Annotated in this window: 27 protein-coding genes and 1 tRNA gene; 16 read left to right on the forward strand and 12 right to left on the reverse strand. The window is 62.7% G+C overall.

Annotation, left to right across the window (positions count from 1 at the left end; translation table 11 throughout):
• Positions 1–323 precede the first annotated feature (323 nt).
• The 11 genes from NKI24_RS10285 to NKI24_RS10335 are packed head-to-tail and all read left to right on the forward strand — an operon-like array spanning position 324 to position 5,302.
• On the forward strand, positions 324–743 hold the full coding sequence (locus tag NKI24_RS10285; protein ID WP_352745020.1) for a hypothetical protein: 420 nt from the start codon (positions 324–326) through the stop codon (positions 741–743).
• Complete coding sequence (locus NKI24_RS10290; RefSeq protein ID WP_352745023.1) at positions 743–1,378, forward strand: hypothetical protein; 636 nt, start codon at positions 743–745, stop codon at positions 1,376–1,378. The genes NKI24_RS10285 and NKI24_RS10290 overlap by 1 nt, the downstream gene beginning before the upstream one ends.
• Positions 1,378–1,566: a hypothetical protein gene (locus NKI24_RS10295; protein WP_352745025.1), complete on the forward strand. Its 189-nt coding sequence runs from the start codon at positions 1,378–1,380 to the stop codon at positions 1,564–1,566. The genes NKI24_RS10290 and NKI24_RS10295 overlap by 1 nt, the downstream gene beginning before the upstream one ends.
• A complete protein-coding gene (locus tag NKI24_RS10300) occupies positions 1,566–1,784 on the forward strand; it encodes a hypothetical protein (protein WP_352745028.1) in 219 nt (72 codons plus the stop codon). Before NKI24_RS10295 ends, NKI24_RS10300 begins: the two co-directional genes overlap by 1 nt.
• The gene (locus NKI24_RS10305) at positions 1,784–2,038 is read left to right on the forward strand and encodes a hypothetical protein (RefSeq protein WP_352745031.1); all 255 of its coding nucleotides are present in this window, start codon (positions 1,784–1,786) and stop codon (positions 2,036–2,038) included. The genes NKI24_RS10300 and NKI24_RS10305 overlap by 1 nt, the downstream gene beginning before the upstream one ends.
• A 3-nt stretch (positions 2,039–2,041) precedes the next feature.
• Positions 2,042–2,218 carry a hypothetical protein gene (locus NKI24_RS10310; RefSeq protein ID WP_352745033.1) on the forward strand — a complete coding sequence of 59 codons (177 nt, stop codon included), beginning with the start codon at positions 2,042–2,044 and terminating at the stop codon, positions 2,216–2,218.
• A complete protein-coding gene (locus NKI24_RS10315; protein ID WP_352745036.1) occupies positions 2,215–3,225 on the forward strand; it encodes a hypothetical protein in 1,011 nt (336 codons plus the stop codon). The genes NKI24_RS10310 and NKI24_RS10315 overlap by 4 nt, the downstream gene beginning before the upstream one ends.
• On the forward strand, positions 3,222–3,467 hold the full coding sequence (locus NKI24_RS10320; RefSeq protein WP_352745039.1) for a primosomal protein N' family DNA-binding protein: 246 nt from the start codon (positions 3,222–3,224) through the stop codon (positions 3,465–3,467). The genes NKI24_RS10315 and NKI24_RS10320 overlap by 4 nt, the downstream gene beginning before the upstream one ends.
• A gap of 2 nt (positions 3,468–3,469) precedes the next feature.
• Entirely contained in the window at positions 3,470–4,489 is a 1,020-nt protein-coding gene (bet, locus tag NKI24_RS10325; RefSeq protein WP_352745041.1) for a phage recombination protein Bet, read from the forward strand.
• On the forward strand, positions 4,476–5,084 hold the full coding sequence (locus NKI24_RS10330) for a hypothetical protein (protein ID WP_352745044.1): 609 nt from the start codon (positions 4,476–4,478) through the stop codon (positions 5,082–5,084). Before bet ends, NKI24_RS10330 begins: the two co-directional genes overlap by 14 nt.
• A 20-nt stretch (positions 5,085–5,104) precedes the next feature.
• Positions 5,105–5,302, forward strand: a complete 198-nt coding sequence (locus tag NKI24_RS10335) for a hypothetical protein (RefSeq protein WP_352745047.1) — start codon at positions 5,105–5,107, stop codon at positions 5,300–5,302.
• A gap of 47 nt (positions 5,303–5,349) precedes the next feature.
• On the opposite strand, the gene NKI24_RS10340 is transcribed toward NKI24_RS10335, so the two are convergent.
• Positions 5,350–5,547, reverse strand: coding sequence for a hypothetical protein (locus NKI24_RS10340; RefSeq protein ID WP_352745050.1), 198 nt, complete (start codon positions 5,545–5,547; stop codon positions 5,350–5,352).
• A gap of 68 nt (positions 5,548–5,615) precedes the next feature.
• On the opposite strand from NKI24_RS10340, the gene NKI24_RS10345 reads away from it, so the two are divergent.
• The 4 genes from NKI24_RS10345 (at position 5,616) to NKI24_RS10360 (ending at position 8,350) form a co-directional block, all read left to right on the forward strand.
• Positions 5,616–6,086 (forward strand): hypothetical protein, encoded by a 471-nt coding sequence (locus NKI24_RS10345; protein ID WP_352745053.1) that lies wholly within the window; start codon positions 5,616–5,618, stop codon positions 6,084–6,086.
• Positions 6,083–6,727, forward strand: a complete 645-nt coding sequence (locus NKI24_RS10350) for a hypothetical protein (protein WP_352745056.1) — start codon at positions 6,083–6,085, stop codon at positions 6,725–6,727. The genes NKI24_RS10345 and NKI24_RS10350 overlap by 4 nt, the downstream gene beginning before the upstream one ends.
• Positions 6,727–7,107: a hypothetical protein gene (locus NKI24_RS10355; protein WP_352745059.1), complete on the forward strand. Its 381-nt coding sequence runs from the start codon at positions 6,727–6,729 to the stop codon at positions 7,105–7,107. The genes NKI24_RS10350 and NKI24_RS10355 overlap by 1 nt, the downstream gene beginning before the upstream one ends.
• A 166-nt stretch (positions 7,108–7,273) precedes the next feature.
• A complete protein-coding gene (locus NKI24_RS10360; protein WP_352745061.1) occupies positions 7,274–8,350 on the forward strand; it encodes a tyrosine-type recombinase/integrase in 1,077 nt (358 codons plus the stop codon).
• A 22-nt stretch (positions 8,351–8,372) separates the two neighbouring features.
• Here NKI24_RS10360 and NKI24_RS10365 read toward each other — a convergent pair.
• Positions 8,373–8,457: transfer RNA gene (locus NKI24_RS10365), tRNA-Leu, on the reverse strand.
• Positions 8,458–8,632: 175 nt separating this feature from the next.
• Between NKI24_RS10365 and lipB the strand changes: the two genes are divergently transcribed.
• A complete protein-coding gene (gene lipB / locus NKI24_RS10370; protein ID WP_352450002.1) occupies positions 8,633–9,376 on the forward strand; it encodes a lipoyl(octanoyl) transferase LipB in 744 nt (247 codons plus the stop codon).
• A 387-nt stretch (positions 9,377–9,763) separates the two neighbouring features.
• Here the strand turns inward: lipB and NKI24_RS10375 are convergent, their stop codons facing one another.
• The 10 genes from NKI24_RS10375 to nuoL all read right to left on the reverse strand — a co-directional run bounded on the left by NKI24_RS10375 (position 9,764) and on the right by nuoL (position 21,956).
• Entirely contained in the window at positions 9,764–10,447 is a 684-nt protein-coding gene (locus tag NKI24_RS10375) for an ABC transporter ATP-binding protein (protein WP_254818120.1), read from the reverse strand.
• The gene (locus NKI24_RS10380) at positions 10,444–11,730 is read right to left on the reverse strand and encodes a lipoprotein-releasing ABC transporter permease subunit (protein WP_352450003.1); all 1,287 of its coding nucleotides are present in this window, start codon (positions 11,728–11,730) and stop codon (positions 10,444–10,446) included. Before NKI24_RS10380 ends, NKI24_RS10375 begins: the two co-directional genes overlap by 4 nt.
• Positions 11,727–13,055, reverse strand: a complete 1,329-nt coding sequence (gene proS, locus NKI24_RS10385) for a proline--tRNA ligase (protein WP_352450004.1) — start codon at positions 13,053–13,055, stop codon at positions 11,727–11,729. Before proS ends, NKI24_RS10380 begins: the two co-directional genes overlap by 4 nt.
• A gap of 560 nt (positions 13,056–13,615) precedes the next feature.
• The gene (locus NKI24_RS10390; RefSeq protein WP_023676613.1) at positions 13,616–13,900 is read right to left on the reverse strand and encodes a DUF1467 family protein; all 285 of its coding nucleotides are present in this window, start codon (positions 13,898–13,900) and stop codon (positions 13,616–13,618) included.
• Positions 13,897–14,301, reverse strand: a complete 405-nt coding sequence (mce, locus tag NKI24_RS10395) for a methylmalonyl-CoA epimerase (protein ID WP_352450005.1) — start codon at positions 14,299–14,301, stop codon at positions 13,897–13,899. Before mce ends, NKI24_RS10390 begins: the two co-directional genes overlap by 4 nt.
• Positions 14,302–14,440: 139 nt before the next feature.
• On the reverse strand, positions 14,441–16,111 hold the full coding sequence (locus tag NKI24_RS10400; RefSeq protein WP_352450006.1) for a ribonuclease J: 1,671 nt from the start codon (positions 16,109–16,111) through the stop codon (positions 14,441–14,443).
• A gap of 85 nt (positions 16,112–16,196) precedes the next feature.
• On the reverse strand, positions 16,197–17,018 hold the full coding sequence (locus NKI24_RS10405; protein ID WP_352450007.1) for a biotin--[acetyl-CoA-carboxylase] ligase: 822 nt from the start codon (positions 17,016–17,018) through the stop codon (positions 16,197–16,199).
• Positions 17,019–17,022: 4 nt separating this feature from the next.
• Positions 17,023–18,459, reverse strand: coding sequence for an NADH-quinone oxidoreductase subunit NuoN (gene nuoN / locus NKI24_RS10410; protein ID WP_352450008.1), 1,437 nt, complete (start codon positions 18,457–18,459; stop codon positions 17,023–17,025).
• 18 nt (positions 18,460–18,477) lie between these two features.
• Positions 18,478–19,983: an NADH-quinone oxidoreductase subunit M gene (locus NKI24_RS10415; protein WP_352450009.1), complete on the reverse strand. Its 1,506-nt coding sequence runs from the start codon at positions 19,981–19,983 to the stop codon at positions 18,478–18,480.
• Entirely contained in the window at positions 19,983–21,956 is a 1,974-nt protein-coding gene (gene nuoL / locus NKI24_RS10420) for an NADH-quinone oxidoreductase subunit L (protein WP_352450010.1), read from the reverse strand. Before nuoL ends, NKI24_RS10415 begins: the two co-directional genes overlap by 1 nt.
• Position 21,957: the final 1 nt, after the last annotated feature.

Genomic DNA, 21,957 nt, shown 5'->3' on the forward strand with positions numbered 1-21,957 from the left:
AGCAGGCGGGAGACACCCTAGGAAAAACCGCCGCTTTCAGCGCTCGTGACGCAACATCTTGCCGGGAACATCCGAGCAGACGCAAGATAATGCGAAAATTGCGCCGCGAAGCGGTGGTTTGTGTTGCCATTGATGGCACCATGGGATATATCCCTACTTGAGTTTACGCCGCTTCGCGCCCCGGTCGGATCATCCCGCCGGGGCTTTTCTTTTATGCGCACGGTCTTGCCGCCGCAAGAAAAAATTATGCTTTGCGCATATTTCCTGTTGACTGCTAGTTATGCACAGCGCATATTCTGTCCATACCCACCGAGGGAATGGACATGAACGCCTACCAGAAGATCGTCAGCGACTACCTGACTGAAACGCCGATCTCGGTTCGCCGCCGGCTGCTTGACGCCATCGACGTCTACAACAACGGCTATGACGACATCCGGGCCAGCGCCATTGATGCGATAGCCGCCGCGCGTGCCGCGTTCTGGACGACCTCCACCTATTCGGCCGCGCGCACCGTCGATCTGCCGCTGGCGCTCAATCGTGGTGTGAGTATTGCCACTGCGCTGGAACAGGCCTTCCCGGCATGGTGCGCTGACCGCCGCGAGGTTGCGCTTGAAACCATCGTTCCGCTCAACCGCAAGGCTGCTATCGCGCTGTCCGGTGCCTATGCCCGGTTCGGCATCTGGCGCGACGAGGAAGAGCTCGAGATGCGCGCCCTACGCGACTGCCGAAAGGCGGTGGCGTGATGCAACTCCGCGTCCTTGTCGCCTGTGAGTTCTCCGGAACCGTCCGCAACGCCTTCCTCGAGCGCGGTCATGACGCTTGGTCGTGCGACGTGTTGCCAAGTGAGGATGGCAGCAATCGCCATATCACCGGCGATGCTCGTGAAATCCTGAATGACGGCTGGGATCTGCTCATGGTGGCGCATCCACCTTGCACCCGCCTTTGCAACAGCGGCGTTCGCTGGCTGACCACCCCGCCACCGGGCAAGACCGTAGAGCAGATGTGGGACGAATTGGACGAAGGCGCGGCGCTGTTCTCGTCGTTCTGGAATGCGGCGATCGACCGGATCGCCATTGAAAACCCGGTCATGCACAAGCACGCCAAGGCGAGAATCGCGAACTATGCCGAGTTCGGGCAGAGCGTCCAGCCGTGGCAGTTCGGTCATGGCGAGGTCAAGCGCACTTGCTTCTGGCTGAAGAACCTGCCTCCGCTTGTGCCCACCCAGATTGTCACCGGCCGCTCTCCTCGGGTCCATCACATGTCGCCCGGCCCGGATCGCTGGCGCGAACGGTCCCGGTTCTTTCCGGGGATTGCCGCCGCCATGGCTGACCAATGGGGCTCTGCGGCACTTGCCGACGCCTACGGGCGGGCCGCGTGATGCGCCACGAACTCCAAGCCATCCGCCACGACCTCAGCCTGCTCAAAGCCTGGGTCGAGCTTTGGCGCGATGACGCCAAAGCAAATCTGCCGATCACGCAATCGAGCATCGGCCACGCGCTATCGGTCATCGACCGCGCGTCGGGATCGCTCGACCGGATTGAAGCCGAACGGAAGGAAGCCGCGTGATGCTGGACCGTAAACTCTGGCACGCCGACGTCACCGAGACCGCCGTCATGGAAGCGTGCGGCCGGCGCCTGACGACGCTCGACAATCCCGGCTTTTGCCTGGCCTGCGGTCTTGAGGTCGATGGTGTCGAGCCTGACGCCTGCGGCTACGAATGCGAGGCATGCGGTGAGGATCAGGTCTACGGCTGCGAAGAACTCATGATGGAGGTCGCGCTGTGATGGAGACTTCGGAAGAGCGCATCGCCCGCGTCCGCCGCACGCCAGTCGGTCTGCTGACGGAAGACGAGATCGGCTTGCTCGATCCAGACGGGCAGATTTTCGCCCGCAGATATCAGGCTCGCGTTGCCCGAGAGGCAGCATGCCCCGGCCATGAGCGCATTTTGACAGCGACACGCGAGCAATCGAATCGCGGCGACCATCGCGGCGAGTGCAAGCACTGCGGCAAAGACATGTCTTGGGACAGTGGGGATTGACCGATGGCCGCCTCCCTCACCCACGTCACCGAATATCGCCCGCGCGAGCTTTGGCAGCCTGACCGGCACGAGCAGCTCGCAGCCTGCGAAATCCTCTTGGCATCGCAACTCCCTCGCCAAGCCCGAGAAGTCATCCGCGACCTTGAACAGATCATCCGCGCCGAAAGGAATCCATCATGACCATGCAGAGCATCGGCGCAGCCGCCGCAAAGATCGTCGATCCCTGGACCTGGTACTTCGCCGCGTTGAAGAACCCGGCCGAGATCGGCAAGAGCTTGCCGGTTTCCGTCGACAGCCCGGAGCAGGGTTACTACCGCAACCGCTTCAAGGGTAAGCCTTACGAGGCCGTCGCGATCTGGCGCGACGAGGCGACCGGCCAGTGGCTGGCCTATCGCAACAACCGCGAGGTAGACGCCGCCGAGACGTGGAATTGGGCATGTCGTAATCCGATCAGCTACGAAGCCTATCAGCGCGCCGTCTCCGGCGGCGGTTGGGCAGATGATGACAAAACCGTCGCGGAGCAGATCGCTCCGCCGCCTCCAGGCCACAACAGCGGCGACGTCAGCGAGATCGAAGTCCTTCGAGACCAGATCGAAGCGGCCAAGAAGGGCGCCAGTCCCTACGCCAAGATCACCGACGACGCGACCCTTACCAAGGCGCAGTCGCTGCGCGCCCGGCTCAATGAGCTGTCGGGCGAAGCCGACAAGAAGCGTGAGGCGCTGAAGCGCCCTCATCTCGAGGCCGGTAAGGAGATCGACAAGGAATGGCAGCCGCTGGTCAAGGAAGCGAAGGCTGCCGCTGACGGCATCCGCGCCGCGATGAGCGCCTACGAGACGGAAAAGCTGCGCAAGCAGCGCGAGGAAGAGCGCAAGGCCGAACTGGCACGCCAGGCCGCCGAGGAACATGCAAGGAAGGCCGCAGAAGCTGGCAAGCCGGTCCCGACGCCGGAACCCGTCGCCGCGCCCGTAGCCGCCGCTCCGGCACCGATCAAAGGCACATACGGCAAGGCAGCCAGTCGCCAGGTCAAACAGGTCGTGTCCACGGTGACGGACTGGGCGGCGCTGTCAGCCTACATGCTCGATCATCCTGAGATCCGCGATCTGCTCATGAAGCTCGCCCAGCGCGCCGTCGACGCCGGACGCACTGTGCCGGGCATCGAGCTCGAAGAGCGGGTGAGTGTGTCATGAGCGACCTTTTCACGCCCGCCCGCACCATCGTCGCCGTCAAATTCGGCTTCAGCGACAAGACCTACGACTACCTCGTTCCCGAGGGCTTGGAAGTCGAGCCAGGCACGAAGGTTTTCGTCGCGACCAAACGCGGCGAAGCCAAGGTCGAGATCTTTGAGATCAAGACCGAAAGCGACAAGGCGTCGGCATCGATCCTGCGCATCGTTGAATCAGAAATTCAGCCCAAACCCGAGGTCGACTGATCATGAACGCCATAACCATCCAGCCGTCCCGCATGCCGATACCGGCCGCGGTCGCCAAGGAATTCGAGATAGCGCCGGCCGAGTGGCGTGTTCTGGTCGACCAGATCTTCCCGTCCGCCAAATCGGTGGAAGCCGTGATGATGGCGCTGGCCTACTGCCGCAAGCGCAATCTCGACATTTTCAAGAAGCCCGTTCACATCGTACCTATGTGGTCGTCGGCCAAAAAGCAGATGGTCGAGACCGTCTGGCCTGGCATCGCCGAGATCCGCACGACGGCAAGCCGCACCGGAGAGTATGCCGGGATCGATGCGGTCGAGTTCGGCCCGATGATCGAGCGTAGCTTTTCCGGCCAGACCGGCGGCAACAACACAGATACGATCACCAAGAAGGTGCGCTTCCCGGAATACGCGAGCGTCGTGGTCTACCGCATCGTTGCCGGCCAGAAGTGCGCCTATCACGCCAAGGTGTTCTGGGAAGAAACCTACGCGTCGATCGGCAAATCCGAGGTTCCGAATGACATGTGGGCGAAGCGCCCGCGCGGCCAGCTGGATAAGTGCGTCGAGGCGGCCGCGCTGCGCAAGGCGTTCCCCGAGGAGCTCGGCAACACGTACGCCGCGGAAGAGATGGAAGGTCGCACTCTCGACGGCGCCGTGATCGAACACGCCGCCGCACCGCAGCCGCCACGCCCGCCTGTCCCGCCATCGGCAAAAGCATCCGCGCCAGTCGAAACCATCGACGCCGAAACCGGCGAGATCCTCGACGAGCGTGAGATCGTGACCGAAACCGGTGAGGCCACGGACGCCATTGTCGACGAGGCCCTAGACGACAACACATTCTTTGAGCGGCTCGAGGAGGCGCTGGCCGTCGTTTCCGACCTGGCCACTGTCGAAGAGATTTGGACAGACTTCGACACATTGGCGCGGTTCGAAGGAAAGCCTGCCGCGGAGATCAACCAGTCGATCGCCCTGGCAATCCGCAAGCGCGCCGAGAAGCGCATCGGAGGCAGCAATGGGAAAGCATGAATTCCCTCCTTTCCGAATGGTGATCGAGCCAGGCAAGCTTGTCCCGGCGACCGCCTTCGATGCCGAACGCCTCGACACATATCGACGCGGGACTGAAGTTCGAGTGACCTTCACTGAAGAGAAGGACCGCCCGATGGTCCGGAAATGGTGGGCGATCCTTGGCCGCGCCGTGAAGGAATGCAAGACGCCCTGGCAGAACAAGGAACAGGCATCCGAGGCGATCAAGCTGGCGCTCGGCATCGTGAACCTGTCCAAGACCGTCGGCGGCGACTTCATGGCCTATCCGAAGAGCCTGACCGAGTTGGATGACCCAGAACTGACCGAAGCCGTCGAGCGCATGATCGACGTGATTTACCACGTGACCGGCGTCGATGTGAGCGTTTGGCGAAAGCACGTTGAGAATATTCGAGATGACGAACCGTCCGAAGTAGTTGCCCCTTCGTCGGACGTAGGCAGCGAGGAGGCCCCGTCCCCGGCCAAGTCGCTGCCGATCAACCAGAGCCCGTTGGCGGGCCTGTGGAGGCCGATGACATTGAAGCGCGGGAAGAACCCAACGCGTCGTCGGCCTCCGATCTCATCATCCGCAACCTCATGATCGAGTGCCTGGACAAGTTCATGGCGCTCGCCGTCGACGCCAGTGTGCCCGACGCCAAGCAACGCCGGGCGAATGTCGAGTTCGCCAAGAACGCATGGAAAGAAGCGTTGCCAGCTCGGCTGGACTTCGTGAAGGCCTGCTTCGAGACAGCAGACAAGATCGTCAAAGGCGAGCTGCAGGCCGATGCGGCGCGGCGCTATCTGGAGAGCATGCTATGACCGCGTTACTCCGCAGGCTTGTCAGTTGGGCGTGGCGTCTTTCCAGCCTATGCATCGCTCTTGCGGCCGGCGAACGGATCGGGAAGCGGATCCTTGCTCTTTTCTGGTGCGCCAGATGTCTTGGGATTGACCGGAGCCTCGCTGCTATCCTTGCCGGTCATGTCCTTTCGCTCAATCTCGGTGCCCGCCACCTCAGGCTCGCGAACAATAGCGTTTGTATTCTTCGGATCTTTGATTTTGGCCATGTGGTCGCACCTTTCTCGTGTCGGGAGCAACCGCTCGGCGCCGGAAATGTTCCAAGCGGGGCGCGGTGATGGCTTACGCCGAGAACACCAGCGTCTCGGTCTCGAAGACCAAAGGCGAGATTGACGGTCTGCTTCGCAAGCACCGCGCTACCGGGTTCGGGTCATTCGAGGAGCAGAACCGCGCGCTGCTGGTCTTTCAGATGCAGGAGCGCCGCATTCGATTCGAGCTGCCACTGCCGAACCAAATGAACAAGCAGTTCGTCGTGACAGCACGCGGCCAGCGGCGCACGGCCGAGGCGGCAATGCAGGCATGGGAGCAGGCTTGCCGATCCCGCTGGCGCGCATTGTTTCTCTGCATCAAAGCTAAGCTCGAGAGCATTGATAGCGGAATTGAAAGCTTTGAGGATGCGTTCCTCGCGCATATCCAGATGCCGGACGGCATGACTGTCGCTGAGCACGTGAAGCCTAACATCGCCATCGCCTACCAGACGAACCCGATGCAGCCGCTCTTGCCGGCGCCGAAGCGAGGTGAGCAATGACCGACAGGCCAATCCTTTTCAGCGCGCCGATGGTCCGTGCGCTGCTCGCCGGCACCAAGACACAGACGCGCCGCGTGATCAGCACCAAGCCTAGCCGAAAGGTGAACCTCTTCGACGGCACATGGTCAGAAAGCTATGTTCTTGACCCAGGAAACCAGACTTGGCGCGATCAGGCCTATCCATGGCGAGTTGGTGACAAGCTCTATGTCCGCGAGGCGTGGCGGACCGAGAGCCGCGCCTATGACGATCTGGCACCATCGGTGATGGATGCAGACTACCCGGTGATCTACGAAGCCGATGCAGACTGGTCGCTCAATAAATCGGTCGGCCGTCTCCGCCCCGGCATGCACATGCCGCGCTGGGCTTCGCGTCTCACTCTGACCGTCTCCGACATTCGAGTGCAGCGGCTGCAGGAGATAAATGACGAAGACGCGGTCGCCGAAGGCGTCGACCAGAACGGTGCCGTTGCCGGGCAGGACGTCGACATAGACGGCGGATGGTGGCCGGGCGGACCTCGCAATCAATATAGTCGTTTGTGGAACGGCCTAAACGAGCCGCGCGGCTTCGGCTGGGACGTCGATCCATGGGTCGTCGCCGTGTCATTCGCGGTCGATCAGCGCAATATTGATGAGCCGCGCTGATGCCCCGCTGCGAGTTTTCGCGCAAGGTCCGCGCCGAAATCATCCTCCGAGCCACGAACACCGCCGGCATCGTGACATGCGAGGGCTGTGGCCTGGTGCTGGGCAAAAAACCTTTCGAGGTCGACCACACTTTGCCGGAAGCATTGCGCGATCACACCCGCCGCGCGCCGCTTACGGCCGCCGATGGAAAGCTGCTTGGAAAGGCCTGCTGCCACGCACCGAAGACGGCAGATGACATCCGGCGCATTCGCAAGGCCGATCGCCAGCGCGACAAGTTCACGCGCGCCATGAAGCCCAAGTCGAGTCTCTCGAACAGCCGTTTGAAGAAGCGGATGGACGGGACGGTTGTCGATCGCCAAACCGGAGAGACGCTGCGATGACGCGGCCACTCGCACTACCGGCCCGCCAGGTCACGGCTCTATGCAAGGGAGCCGCGAAGGCTGGCTATATTCCAGAAGTCAAGATCGGCGACGTGGTTATCCGACTTATCCCCGCTGCGAATGCACAGGACGAGCGGCCAGTAGACAAGGAAGAGGACTTCCGGCTTTGACCGAGGACATGCCCCGCAAGCTGCCTCCATTCGTGACGCGCGAACGCTCCCGGCATGGGAAGCTTGTTTTCTACTTCCGGAAGGACAAGGGACCGCGCGTCCGTCTTCCATTGCTCGGCTCTCCCGAGTTTGATCAGGCATATCAGGACGCCCTTGCTGGGGCGGCGCCACAAAAACGAGCTGAGGCAGGCGTCAACACCCTCAAGTGGCTGATCGCCCGTTACCGCGAGACAGGCGCTTACCGTGGTCTCTCGGAGGCAACGCGGCGCCAACGCGATAACATCTTCAAGGGAGTTGTCGAAAAGGCCGGGAACGCTCCTTACAAGGCTGTGACGCGCAAGAAGATCGTGGATGGCCGCGAGGACCGTTCGTCAACGCCAGCGCAGGCCAGGAACTTCCTTGACGCCATGCGCGGACTATTCCGCTGGGCGCTCGAGGCCGAGATGGTGGCAATCGATCCGACGGCCGGCGTTAAGAACCCGAGCCGACCGAAGAGCGGCGGGTTCGAAGCTTGGACGGAAGACGACGTCGAAGCATATGAGAACCGCTGGGCGGCGGGCACCAAGGAACGCGTCTGGCTGCATGTCCTGCTTTACACCGGCCTTCGCCGCGGCGACGCAGTGACCATTGGCCGGCAGCACGTTCGCAACGGTGTCGCCACGCTCAAGACCGAAAAGACCGGAACAGAGGTCAACATCCCGATGCTGCCCGCCCTTGCCGAGACGCTGGCGAAAGGGCCAACTGGGGATCTGGCATTCATCGTCGGCGAGAATGGCCGACCGCTGACAAAGGAATCGTTCGGAAATATGTTCCGGGCAGCCTGCAATGAAGCCGGCGTGAAGAAATCAGCGCATGGCGTCCGCAAGATCGGCGCTGTCAGAGCGGCAGAAGCCGGCGTGACGATGCGCGAACTCGAAGCGTTGTTCGGATGGACGGGCGGAACGATGGCCTCGCTCTACACCAAGACGGCCGATCGGAAGCGTCTTGCAATGCAGGCTTCGGAAAAGATCGAGAACGCCCAACGCCCGCACCAGGCAGAGGTGGTGCGGGGAAAGTCTGAAAGATCCCAATGATTTCAAAGGCTAGAAAATCAGTTGGTGCGGTCGAGAAGACTCGAACTTCCACGGGTTGCCCCACAGCGACCTCAACGCTGCGCGTCTACCAATTCCGCCACGACCGCACGTGGTAGGAGCCGGAACCAACCGGCCCGCGGCGTGTAGCAAATCGTTTCCGGTGAAACAAGTGCGCGGCCAGCAATAATCGGCCGGACATCGGCATAACTCTTCAAGGGCCGAACGTGCCGGAACTGGACGTTTGTACCAATTGCCGCCATATGAATGGCGAGACGAGATATCATGACAGAACGCAGCCAGATCGCCACGTCGTTCCTGCCCTTGCCCGGCTCGGCGCCGGTCGAATGGCGCATCGAGCCCGGGCTCACCGCCTATCCCGATGCGCTCGCCGTGATGGAGGCGCGCGCCGAGGCAATCCGCAGCGGCGCCGCCGGCGAGATGGTCTGGCTGGTCGAGCACCCGCCGCTCTACACCGCCGGCACCAGCGCCCGCATCGAGGACCTGATCGAGCCGGACCGTTTCCCGGTCTTTGCCGCCGGGCGTGGCGGCGAATACACCTATCATGGGCCGGGCCAGCGCGTCGCCTACGTCATGCTCGACCTGAAGCGGCGGCGCGAGGATGTCCGCGCCTTCGTCGCCGCACTCGAACAATGGATCATCGGCTCGCTGGCCGCCTTCAACGTACGCGGCGAACGCCGCGAGGACCGCGTCGGCGTCTGGGTGGTTCGGCCGGACCGCCCCGCTTTGCCCGACGGCTCGGCGGCCGAGGACAAGATCGCCGCCATCGGCATCAGGCTGAGGCGCTGGGTGAGCTTTCACGGCATCGCCATCAATGTCGAGCCGGACCTTAGCCATTTCAGCGGCATCGTGCCGTGCGGCGTCCAGGATCACGGCGTCACCAGCCTTGTCGACCTCGGCCTTCCCGTGACCATGGCCGACCTCGACCTGGCGCTGAAATCCGCTTTCGAGGACGTGTTCGGGCCCGCCGCGGTGTCGCCTGTCGAAGTGTCCCGCAAGGCCGGCTGAAACAGTCGCCCCAATGCCTGCGCCAATATGCGAAGGCGGCCCTCGCTCATCAGCATCGAGCCCGCCCTTGAGCTCAATCCTCACATCGCGCCGATCCAGATTGCCATGGAAATGAGGAACGTGCTCATGCACACCAGCGAGACGACATCCTGAACAAGATCGGTCATAACTCTCTCCTGTTGTTAGTATGTTCGTATTTTGTTCTAATTTTGTTCGAATGTCAACGATCGCGGTCCGGGCGTCGCCGGAATTGCGCTCGGTCATTTCGACAGGGTTAAGAAAGGGTTGAGAGGGAGATGCCGAGCGTTCGGGGCCGACAGGCGCGCGAAAGCGGCGGGACGGCGCACGGCAGCTCGCAGGCCGTCATCGCCTCAATTGCAGCGCACCCTAAAGCGGCACAACCTTGCCGTCGGCCAGCGTCACGCGGCGGTCCATGCGCGAGGCGAGCTCGTGATTGTGGGTGGCGATGAGCGCCGCCAGGCCCGATTGCCGGACCAATGCTGCCAGCGCCTCGAACACATAGGAAGCGGTCACCGGGTCGAGATTGCCGGTCGGCTCGTCGGCCAAAAGAACCAGCGGCGCATTGGCGACGGCACGCGCGATGGCGACCCGCTGCTGCTCGCCGCCGGAGAGCTCGGAGGGGCGATGCTGTGCCCGCTTGCCGATCTGCATATAGTCGAGCAATTGCGCCGCCCGCTCGGCCGCCTCCTTGCGCGGCAGCCCTTTTATCAGCTGCGGCATCATGATGTTTTCCAGCGCAGAAAACTCAGGCAACAAATGATGGAACTGGTAGACGAAGCCGACATCGTTGCGGCGGATCGCCGTGCGCTCGTCGTCGGAAAGCCGGCCGCAGGCGCGCCCCGCCAGGATCACGTCGCCGGCGTCCGGTCGCTCCAGCAGCCCGGCGGTGTGGAGCAGCGTCGACTTGCCGGTGCCCGACGGCGCCACAAGCGCCACCATCTCGCCACGCTTCAGCGAAAAATCGGCGCCGTTCAGGATAGTCAGCTTGCGCGGCCCCTGTACATAATGGCGTTCGACGCTCTTCAGCTCGATAATGGCCTCGGCCATCATTCGTACCTCAGCGCTTCGACCGGATCGAGCCTGGCAGCGCGCCACGCCGGAAACAGTGTCGCCAGGAACGACAGCGCCAAAGCCATGAGAACGACCGAGATCGTCTCGCTGGCATCCATGCGCGCCGGCAGCTGGCTCAGGAAATAAAGCTCGGGATTGAACAGCCGCTCGTTGGCCAGCCAGGAGAAGAACTGGCGGATGCGCTCGACGTTGAGGCAGATCACGATGCCGAGCAGCACGCCGGCGATGGTGCCGACAACGCCGATCGCAGCCCCGGTCATCAGGAAGATGCGCAGGATCGCGCCGCGCGTGGCGCCCATGGTGCGCAGGATGGCGATGTCGTGGCCCTTGTCCTTCACCAGCATGATCAGGCCCGAAATGATGTTGAGCGCCGCCACCAGCACGATCAGCGTCAGGATCATGAACATGACGTTGCGCTCGACCTGCAGCGCGTCGAAGAACGTCTTGTTACGCTCCCGCCAATCGACGAGGGTGATCGGCCGTTGCGCCGCCTCTTCGACCTTTGGCTTCAGCGCGTCGATATTGTCGGGATTGTCGGCGTAGATCTCAATCGTCTGCGCCCTGCCTTCCATGTTGAAATAAAGCTGCGCTTCCGAAAACGGCATATAGACGATGGAGCTGTCATATTCCGACATGCCGACCTCAAAGATCGCGGTTATCGGATAGCCTTTCATGCGCGGCGTCGTGCCGAGCGGCGTGACGTCGCCCTCGGGCGAGATCAGCGTGATCGTATCGCCGAGCACAAGGCCGAGATTCTCGGCCATGCGGCTGCCGATGGCGACGCCCTCGCCGGTGTCGAAGCCGACGATCGAGCCCGCCTTGATGTTGTTGGCGACGATCGTGATCTTGCCGAGATCCTCGCCGCGTATGCCGCGCACCAGCGCGCCGGTGCCGCCGCCGACATTGCCTTGCGCCAGTACCTGCCCGTCGATCAGCGGAATGGCATATTTGACGCCGGGCACGCCGTTGATGCGGCCGGCGACCTGGCCATAGTCCTCCAGCGGCATGTCGAGCGGCTGCACGATCAGGTGTCCGTTGACGCCGAGGATGCGCGTCAGCAGTTCGGCGCGAAAGCCGTTCATGACCGCCATGACGACGATCAGCGTGGCCACGCCTAGCATGATGCCGAGGAAGGAGATCGACGCGATCACCGAGATCACCGTCTCCTTGCGGCGCGAGCGCAGGTAGCGCCAGGCCACCAAGCGCTCGAAGCCGGAAAAAGGTCCGGCGCCCGATGGTCTTGCTGCCGCCGCTTCACTCATGCGGCGGCACCGAAGCGCTGCTTCACGTCCGCGATCGGCAGCGTCTCGCGCTCGCCGGTCCTGCGGTTCTTGATCTCGACCTCGCCGGCGGCGACACCACGCGGCCCGACGATCACCTGCCACGGGAGCCCGATCAGGTCGGCGGTGGCGAACTTGCCGCCCGGCCGCTGGTCGGTGTCGTCGTAGAGCACCTCCTTGCCGGCGGCGGCAAAGGCGGCATTCAGCTCGCCGCAGACGCGGTCGCATTCGGCATCGCCAGCCTTCATGTTGATCAGGCCGACATCGAACGGCGCCACCGCTTCCGGCCAGATGATGCCGTTTTCGTCATGGCTGGCTTCGATGATCGCCGCGACCAGCCGCGACGGGCCGATGCCGTAGGAACCGCCAGAAACGAAATGATCCTTGCCGTCCGGGCCGGTCACCTTGGCACTCATCGGCTTGGAATATTTGTCGCCAAAATGGAAGATATGCCCAACCTCGATGCCGCGCGCAGAGACCCGGTCGCTCGCGGGCACCTTCTCCCATGCCGCCTCGTCATGCATCTCGTCGGTGGCGGCGTAGGGCGTCGTCCACGTCTTGACGATCTCGGCGATCTCGGCGTCGTTCGAAAAGTCGGTATCCGCCCCCGGCACCTCAAGCGAGAGATAGTCGCGATGGCAAAACACCTGGCTCTCGCCGGTGTCGGCCAGGATGATGAACTCATGGCTGAGGTCGCCGCCGATCGGCCCGGTGTCGGCGCGCATCGGAATGGCCTGCAGCCCCATGCGCGTAAACGTCCTGAGATAGGACACGAACATGCGGTTATAGGCGGCCTTGGCGCCTTCATAATCGAGGTCGAAGGAATAGGCGTCCTTCATCAGGAACTCGCGCGAACGCATGACGCCGAAGCGCGGGCGCACCTCGTCGCGAAACTTCCACTGGATGTGATAGAGGTTGAGCGGCAGGTCCTTGTAGGACTTGACATAGGAGCGGAAGATCTCGGTGACCATCTCCTCGTTGGTCGGCCCGTAGAGCATATCGCGGTCTTGCCGGTCCTTGATGCGCAGCATCTCCTTGCCGTAGTCTTCATAGCGGCCGCTTTCGCGCCACAGCTCGGCCGATTGGATGGTCGGCATCAGGATTTCGAGTGCGCCGGCGCGATTCTGCTCCTCGCGAATGATCCGGCAGACCTTGTCCAGCACCCGCTTGCCGAGCGGCAGCCAGGAAAAGCTGCCCTGCCCCTGCTGGCGGATCATGCCGGCGCGCAGCATCAGCCGATGCGAGACGATCTCGGCCTCGCGCGGATTTTCTTTGAGAATGGGCAGGAAATAGCGCGACAAACGCATGGACTGGTCCGTGAGAGAGGATGGCGGCGCCGGAATCGGCGCAGCGCTGGCTTGCTTGCCCCGGCTTCATAGCCATTTCATGGCGGAATGGAAACCCGGCCCAGGCGCTGCATAGACGCCGCAATTGCCGCACACGGCTTGCTGGGCGTTTCGCAAGCAACGCCTGCCGTACTATTGTGCACTGCAGCACGAGATTGCCTGTTTCCGGGCAAAATTCTTCGTGACATTTTCACCCGCCTTAGGCTAGTGTGCCCCCATAACCGAGAGGGCGGAGAAAAATCTGCCCTCCTACGCGGTCAAAGTCTTGGGAGGATGCGATCTAGGCGCGGTAACTCGCTGCCGCCGGACACCGGAAACAGATCGGACGCGTTTAAATTGCAAGGCCTCGCGCCTTGCATTTTTTTTGTGCAATCATCTGGTTAGCACGACAGATTACCAAACTACATGACGTTGCGTCAGCCCAAACTCGCCCCGGCCTTTACTTTGGGTTGACCTTGCTGGCTCGGCTTGATTTCAGAGCCTCGGCTAGGCTGGGATAGTCGGACACGGTAGGTAGCCGGCTAATGCGCTGGGCTCTGGTTGAAATCCGGCACGATGTGCGGGATGTCGTCGATACCGAGGCCAAGCCCTCTCGTGATGCCGTAGAAGATACCCATGAGGACCAGCGTGACGATCGTCGTGCGCAGCGCCGCGCGCAGCATGTGCGGTCCGCGCGGTGCGCTCGGAACCGTGCCAAGCGTCACGTCCCGATCCTCGTCCTGCGTCCGCATGCTGAACGGCAGGACGGCGAACAACACCACCCACCATGTGGCGAAGAACAGGGCGACAAACGAAACCCAACTCATGCTTGCTCCAGTTCGACCAGCGTGCCGAAGAAATCCTTGGGGTGCAGAAACAATACCGGCTTGCCATGTGCGCCGATCTTCGGATTGCCGTCGCCCAGCACGCGCGCGCCGCTGGCCTTGAGACGGTCGCGCGCCGCAACAATGTCGTCCACCTCATAGCAGACATGGTGCATGCCGCCGGACGGATTCTTCGCGAGGAATGCGGCGATCGGCGAGGCTTCGCCGAGCGGCTCGAGCAACTCGATCCTGGTGTTGCCGACGTCGACGAACACCACCGTAACGCCATGCTCCGGCAGCGCCTGCGGCGCGGTCACGCGCGCGCCAAGCGTATCGCGATAGACCGCCGCAGCCGCGGCCAGATCCGGCACGGCAAGCGCGACATGGTTGAGGCGTCCGAGCATAGCGTACTCCCGGGTTAGGGGAGTAGGGGAGTAAGGCAGTAGGGAGTATGGAAAAAAGGATCTAGAAGTGCATCTGTTTGCGCTCCTACTTCCTACTTCCCTACTCCCTTACTGCCCTACTCCCCTACTCCCTTGTTCGTCACCGCGTGACGAACACTGTCACCAGCGGCTTCTTGCCCCAGGCTTCGTTGGCCGCGCCGCGCACCGCGCGCCGCACCGCCTCCTGGACCAGGTCGAGGTCTTTTCGGCGCTGGCGGGGGATGGAGTCCACGGCGCCGATTGCCGCATCGATCATCAGGTCTTCCAGGCTCTCGCCGCTGCCGTCGGCCTCGGCGACGCCGATGGCGACGAGATCGGGATCGCCGGCAAGCTCGTATTTGTCGTCGAGCACGACATTGACGGCGACATGGCCGGCAAAGGACAGCTTGCGGCGGTCGCGAATGCCCATCGCCTGGTCGGTGCCGATCAGCCTTCCGTCCTTGTAGATGCGGCCGAACGGCACCTGGTCGATGATGGCGGCGGCACCCGGATACAGCCTGAGCATGTCGCCGTCGCGCACCTGCGCGACCTGGCCGATGCCGGACGTCGACATCAGCGAGCCCTGCGCCACCAGATGCGCCGCTTCGCCATGCACGGGAACGCCGATCTGCGGCCGCACCCATTCATACATCTTGCGCAATTCGCTGCGGCGTGGATGGCCGGAGACATGCACCAGCGCATCGCCGTCCTCGATGATCTTGATGCCGAGATCGATTAGGCGGTTCTTGATTTCGAGGATCGCCTTCTCGTTGCCGGGAATGGTGCGCGAGGAAAACACCACCGTGTCGCCGGCCGTCAGCGCCACCGACTTCATCTCGTCGCGCGACAGCTTGGCAAGTGCGGCAAGCGGCTCGCCCTGGCTGCCGGTGCAGATGATGACGAGGTTTTCGCGCGGGATGAAGCCGTAATCCTCCTCGGCGATGAATTCCGGCAACCCGTCCATATAGCCGAGTTCATCAGCCACATCGATGACGCGCTTCATCGAGCGGCCAATCACCAGGCACTGGCGGCCGGCATCCCGCGCCGCCTTGGCGATGGAGACGATACGTCCGACATTGGAGGAGAAGCTGGTGACGGCGACCCGGCCCTTGGCGTTCTGGATGACGCTCTTGAGGCCCTCGCCCACCGCCACTTCGGACGGCGATTCCCCTTCCCGCATCGCATTGGTGGAATCGCAGACCAGCGCCAGCACGCCCTTGTCGCCATAGGCTCGGAAGCGCGCCTCGTCGGTCATCGGCCCGACCGTCGGCGCCGGATCGATCTTCCAGTCGCCGGTATGGATGACGACGCCGGCCGGCGTCGTGATCGCCAGCGACATCGGTTCGGGAATGGAGTGCGCAACAGGGATGGCCTCGATCTCGAACGGGCCGACGGTGAATTTCTCGCCGGCACGGTAGATCGTCACCGGGATCTTCGGCGCCCCTTGCTCGCCCTGCCGCTTGGCTTCCAGTAGGCCGGCGCTGAACGGCGTCATCCACACCGGCGCCTTGAGCTTCGGCCAGATATCGTGGAGCGCGCCGTAATGGTCCTCATGCGCATGGGTGATGACGATGCCGCGCAGATTGGCGACGTTCTCCTCGATGAAACGCGTGTCGGGCAGAACCAGGTCGACGCCGGGCAGGGTTGCATCGGGAAAAGTGACGCCGACGTCGACCACGATCCATTCGCGCGCATTGGCCGGCCCATAGCCGTAGAGGGCGAAGTTCATGCCGATCTCGCCGACACCGCCGAGCGGCACGAAGACAAGTTCGGCGTTTTCCGCTGTCGCCATGATCTTTCCTTCCTTGCCGGTCAAAATTGTGGGCCGGTCAAATTCAAGCTGGTCAAATACCTGGCCAGTCAAACGTATTGGCCGGTCAAACACCGGCCGAGGCAACCGCGCCGAAATGCACGTCGCCGGCGGCGATCGTCAGAACCGAACCTTGATCGTCGCGGATCACGAAACGGCAGTCCTCGTCAATGGTCTCGAAGGTGCCGCGCACCACATTACCGTCAATTCTGACAGCAACCTGGCCGCCAAGCCCCGCCGCACGCGCCAGCCACCGCCGCCTGACGGCGGCAAGCCCACGCCCTTCGTTCCACAGCCGCGCATTCTCGCTCCAGGCATCCGACAGCGCCAGAAACAGCGTCTCGGCATCGCAAGCAGACCCCAGCGCGCTGAGCGACGTCGCTGGATAAGGCAAATCCTCAGGGTATGCCACCACGTTGACGCCGATGCCGACAGCCACCGCCGAACGATCACCATCCAGCATCGCCGATTCCAGCAGGATGCCGGCGAGCTTGGCGCCCGAGGCAAGCACATCGTTCGGCCATTTCAGTTCGAAACGGTTCTTGCCTTGGCTCGCACCATCGAGGCCGATCGCGATCCTGCCCTTCGGCACGACAGCATCGAGCGCGTCGGCCAGCGCCAGTCCGGCAACGAAGCCGAGCGTCGCGGCAAGCCGAAGCTCGGTGTTGGTGATCACCAGCAGCGTCGCTGCCAGATTGCCCTCGGGCGTCGCCCAGGCGCGGCCACGGCGGCCACGCCCGGCTTCCTGCTTTTTGGAGACGACCCAGAGTTTGCCCGGATCGCCGGCCCGTGCGTGCTCCAGCGCCAGCGCGTTGGTGGAGCCGACCGTGTCGTGCGCCTCGAGCCGGAACCCGTCCGAAGCCGCGGTTGGAGCCAGCCTGAACGTCATTCCGTCAGAAGAAGGTCTTGGCCGCGGCTGCTGCGTAGGTTCCGATCGTGCCGCCGATCAGCACGTAGAACAGCACGAAAGCGCCGCAGACACCGAGCACGACGCGCAGTTCGGTCGCCATCGGCACGAAGCCGCCGACCGGTTCGTCGAACCACATGATCTTGATGATGCGCAGATAATAATAGGCGCCCACCACAGAGGCCAGCACGCCGATGATCGCCAGCGCGTAGAGGTTGGCATTGATGGCGGCAAGGAACACGTACCATTTCCCCCAGAAGCCGGCGAGCGGCGGGATGCCGGCCAGCGAGAACATCAGGATGGTGAGGATCGTCGCCATGATCGGATTGGTCGCCGACAGGCCGGCGAGATCGCTGATCTGCTCGACATTGCCCTCCTTTCGCCGCATGGCGAGGATGAAGGCGAAGGTGCCGAGCGTCATCACCAGATAGATCAGCATGTAGATGGCGACGCCGCGCACGCCGTCCTGGCTGTTGGCGGCAAGGCCGACCAGAGCATAACCCATATGGCCGATGGAGGAATAGGCCATCAGCCGCTTGATGTTGGTCTGGCCGATGGCCGCAAAGGCACCAAGCGCCATCGAGGCAATCGAGATGAAGACGATGATCTGCTGCCAGTCGGCGGCGATCGGCTTGAAGGCGCCCATGGTGACGCGCACCATCAGCGCCATCGCCGCCATCTTTGGTGCCGCCGCCAGAAAAGCCGTCACCGGCGTCGGCGCGCCCTCATAGACGTCGGGCGTCCACATATGGAACGGCACCGCCGAGATCTTGAAGGCAAGGCCGGCCAGCACAAAGACCAGGCCGAAGACGAGGCCGAGCTGGCGCTCACCGCCGCTCAGCGCCGTGGCGATCTCCTGGAAGCCGGTGTTGCCGGTGTAGCCGTAGACCAGCGAGATACCGTAAAGCAGCATGCCTGACGACAGCGCGCCAAGGACGAAATACTTCAGCCCGGCCTCGGTCGAGCGCAGATTGTCCCGGTTGATCGCCGCCAGCACGTAGATCGCCAGCGATTGCAGCTCGAGGCCGAGATAGAGCCCGATCATGCCGTTGGCCGAGATCATCAGCATCATGCCGAGCGTGCAGAGCAGGATCAGCACCGGATATTCGAACTTGTCGAAACGCTCCGCCTGGGCAAAGCGGACCGACATGACCAGCGTCACCGCCGAGCCGACCAGCGCCAGCACCTTCATGAAGCGGGCGAACGGATCCTGGATGAAGGCTTCGCCATAGGCGTTGCCTTGTCCCGGCGAAAAGACCAGCCAGGCGCCGGCGATCACCAGCACGGCGACGGCAAGGCCGCTCACCGTGACAGTGGTGTTGGCGCGCGAATAGGCGCCGAGCATCAACAGCGCCAAGGCGCCGATGGCGAGGATCAGCTCTGGCGTCGAGAGCGACAGGCTTGAGAGAAGGTCCGGCGTCATGGTTCGCAAAACCCCCAGTCAGTTCGCCGCCGCGGTCTGCGCGGCGCCGATGGATGCGGTGACATTGGTAACGAGCGCCTTGACCGATTCGGCGGTCGCGTCGAAGATCGGCGCCGGATAGACGCCGAAGAAGATGACCAGCGCGACCAGCGGATAGATGATCACCTTCTCGCGCGTCGACAGGTCGAGCAGGCCTTTCAGGCTTTCCTTGGTCAGTGCGCCGAAGATCACCTTGCGGTAGAGCCAGAGCGCATAGGCCGCCGAAAGGATGACGCCGGTGGCGGCGAAGAACGCTACCCAGGTGTTGACCCGGAACACGCCGAGCATGGTCAGGAACTCGCCGACGAAGCCGCTGGTGCCGGGCAGGCCGACATTGGCCATGGTGAAGATCATGAACACGGTTGCATATTTCGGCATGTTGTTGACCAACCCGCCATAGGCATCGATGTCACGCGTATGCATGCGGTCGTAGACGACGCCGACGCAGAGGAACAGCGCGCCGGAGACCAGGCCGTGCGACAGCATCTGAAAGATCGAACCCTGGACGCCTTCCTGGTTCATCGCGAAGATGCCCATGGTAACGAAGCCCATGTGAGCGACCGACGAATAGGCGATCAGCTTCTTCATGTCCTCCTGCATCAGCGCCACCAGCGAGGTGTAGATGATGGCGACAACGGAGAGCGTGAAGATCAGCGGCGCGAACATTTCGGATGCGATCGGAAACATCGGCAGCGAAAAGCGCAGGAAGCCGTACCCACCCATCTTGAGCAGGATGGCGGCCAGGATCACCGAGCCGGCCGTCGGCGCCTCGACATGCGCGTCCGGCAGCCAGGTGTGCACCGGCCACATCGGCATCTTCACCGCGAAGGACGCGAAGAAGGCAAGCCATAGCCAGGTCTGCATATTGGCCGGGAAGTTGTGGGTCAGAAGCGTCGGGATGTCGGTGGTGCCGGACTGGAAGAACATCGCCATGATGGCGAGCAGCATCAGCACCGAGCCGGCCAGCGTATAGAGGAAGAACTTGAACGAGGCATAGACGCGCCGCTTGCCGCCCCACACGCCGATGATGATGAACATCGGGATCAGGCCGGCTTCGAAGAAGACATAGAACAAGACGATGTCGAGCGCGCAGAACACGCCGATCATCAGCGTCTCGAGCAGCAGGAAGGCAATCATATAGGCCTTGACGCGCTTCTCAATCGATTCCCACGAGGCGAGGATGCAGAGCGGCATCAGGAAGGTGGTCAGGATGACGAACAGCATGGAGATGCCGTCTACGCCCATATGGTAGGAGATGCCGGAATCCAGCCAGGCAAACTTCTCGACGAACTGGAAGCCGGGCTGCGAATTGTCGAAGCCGGTCCAGATGAACAGCGAAATCACAAACGTGAACGCGGTCGTGAACAGTGCTATGGCGCGGATGTTGCGGCGCGCGTTCTCGCTGTCGTCACGCACGAAAAGGATGAGCAGCACACCAACCAGCGGCAGGAAGGTGACCAGCGATAGGATCGGCCAGGCGGTCATCAGAGCATCATCCAGGTGACGAGTGCGGCAACGCCGATCAGCATGGCGAAGGCATAGTGGTAGAGATAGCCGGTCTGCAGCTTGACGACCCGGTTGGTGACGTCGACGACGCGCGCCGAAATGCCGTCCGGCCCGAGCCCGTCGATGACGGTGCCGTCGCCGGTCTTCCACAGGAAGCTGCCGAGGCGCTTTGCCGGCCGCACGAACAGGAAGTCGTAGAGCTCGTCGAAATACCATTTGTTGAGCAGGAAGGCGTAGAGCAGGCGATGGTTGGCGGCGACGCTCCGAGGCATTTCCGGCGCGCGAATATAGAACTGCCAGGCAATCGCAAAGCCGATCAGCATGGCGATGAACGGTGACAGCTCGACCCACAACGGCACTTCGTGGATTTCGTGCAGGATGTGGTTGTCCGGCAGCGTGAACAGCGACGCCTTCCAGAATTCGGCATAGCCCTCGCCGATGAAGGCGCCGTGGAAGATCACGCCGGCGAACAGCGCGCCCGCCGCCAGGATGAACAGCGGCACCAGCATGACCGGTGGCGATTCATGGACATGGTGCATGACCTCGTGGCTGGCCCGCGGCTCGCCGTGGAAGGTCATGAAGATCAGCCGCCAGGAGTAGAAGGAGGTGAAGCAGGCAGCAATGACCAGCAATATGAAGGCAAACGCGGCGACCGCATTGTGGCCGGCGAAGGCCGCTTCGATGATGGCGTCCTTGGAAAAGAAGCCGGCCGTACCGATGATCGTTACCGGAATGCCGACACCGGTCAGCGCCAGCGTGCCGATCACCATCATCCAGTAAGTCGTCGGGATCAGCGTCCTCAGGCCGCCCATTTTGCGCATGTCCTGCTCGTCGGAGACGGCGTGGATGACCGAGCCAGAGCCGAGGAACAGCAGCGCCTTGAAGAAGGCGTGGGTGAACAGATGGAAAATCGCTGCGCCATAGGCACCGACGCCGAGCGCCACGAACATGTAGCCGAGCTGCGAACAGGTCGAATAGGCGATGACGCGCTTGATGTCGTTCTGGACGAGACCGACGGTCGCCGCGAAGAAGGCCGTGAAGGCGCCGATGAAGGTGACCACCGTCAATGCCGAATGCGACAGCTCGAACAGCGGCGACAACCGCGCCAGCATGAACACGCCTGCCGTCACCATGGTCGCGGCATGGATCAGTGCCGAGACCGGCGTCGGGCCTTCCATGGCATCCGGCAGCCAGGTGTGAAGCGGCACCTGCGCCGACTTGCCCATAGCGCCCATGAACAGGAGCAGGCAGACGACCGTCATCGCAGCCTGCTTATCGAGTGCATAGCCGAGGAAGGTCAGCACGGCCGCACCTTGCGGCGCGCCTTCCGCCGGAATGAACGTCGCCGCATTGGCGAAGATGGTGCCGAGATTGACCGAGCCGAACAGCACGAACACGCCGAATATGCCGAGCGCAAAGCCGAAATCGCCGACGCGGTTGACGACGAAGGCCTTGATCGCAGCCGCATTGGCCGACGGCTTCTTGTACCAGAAGCCGATCAGCAGATAGGAGGCAAGGCCGACGCCTTCCCAGCCGAAGAACATCTGCACGAGGTTGTCGGCCGTCACCAGCATCAGCATGGCGAAGGTAAACAGCGACAGATAGGCGAAGAAGCGCGGCCGGTCCGGATCGTGATGCATGTAGCCGATCGAGTAGATGTGGACCAGCGACGACACCGTGTTGACAACTACCAGCATCACCACCGTCAGCGTGTCGATCCTGAGCGCCCACGACGCCTCCAGCCCGCCCGACTGGATCCAGCGCATCACCGGCACGGTGAACACCTCGCCGCCGCCGAAGCCAACCGAGAAGAAGGCGACCCACGACAGCACGGCCGCGATCACCAGGAAGCCCGAGGTGATGTATTCGGAAGCCTTGGCCCCGAGCGAGGTGCCGAACAGGCCGACGATCAGAAAGCCGAGCAGCGGAAGGAAGACGATGGCCTGATACATG

Origin of the sequence: Mesorhizobium sp. M0701, from assembly GCF_040320365.1 — a bacterium.
Taxonomy (GTDB): Bacteria; Pseudomonadota; Alphaproteobacteria; order Rhizobiales; family Rhizobiaceae; genus Mesorhizobium.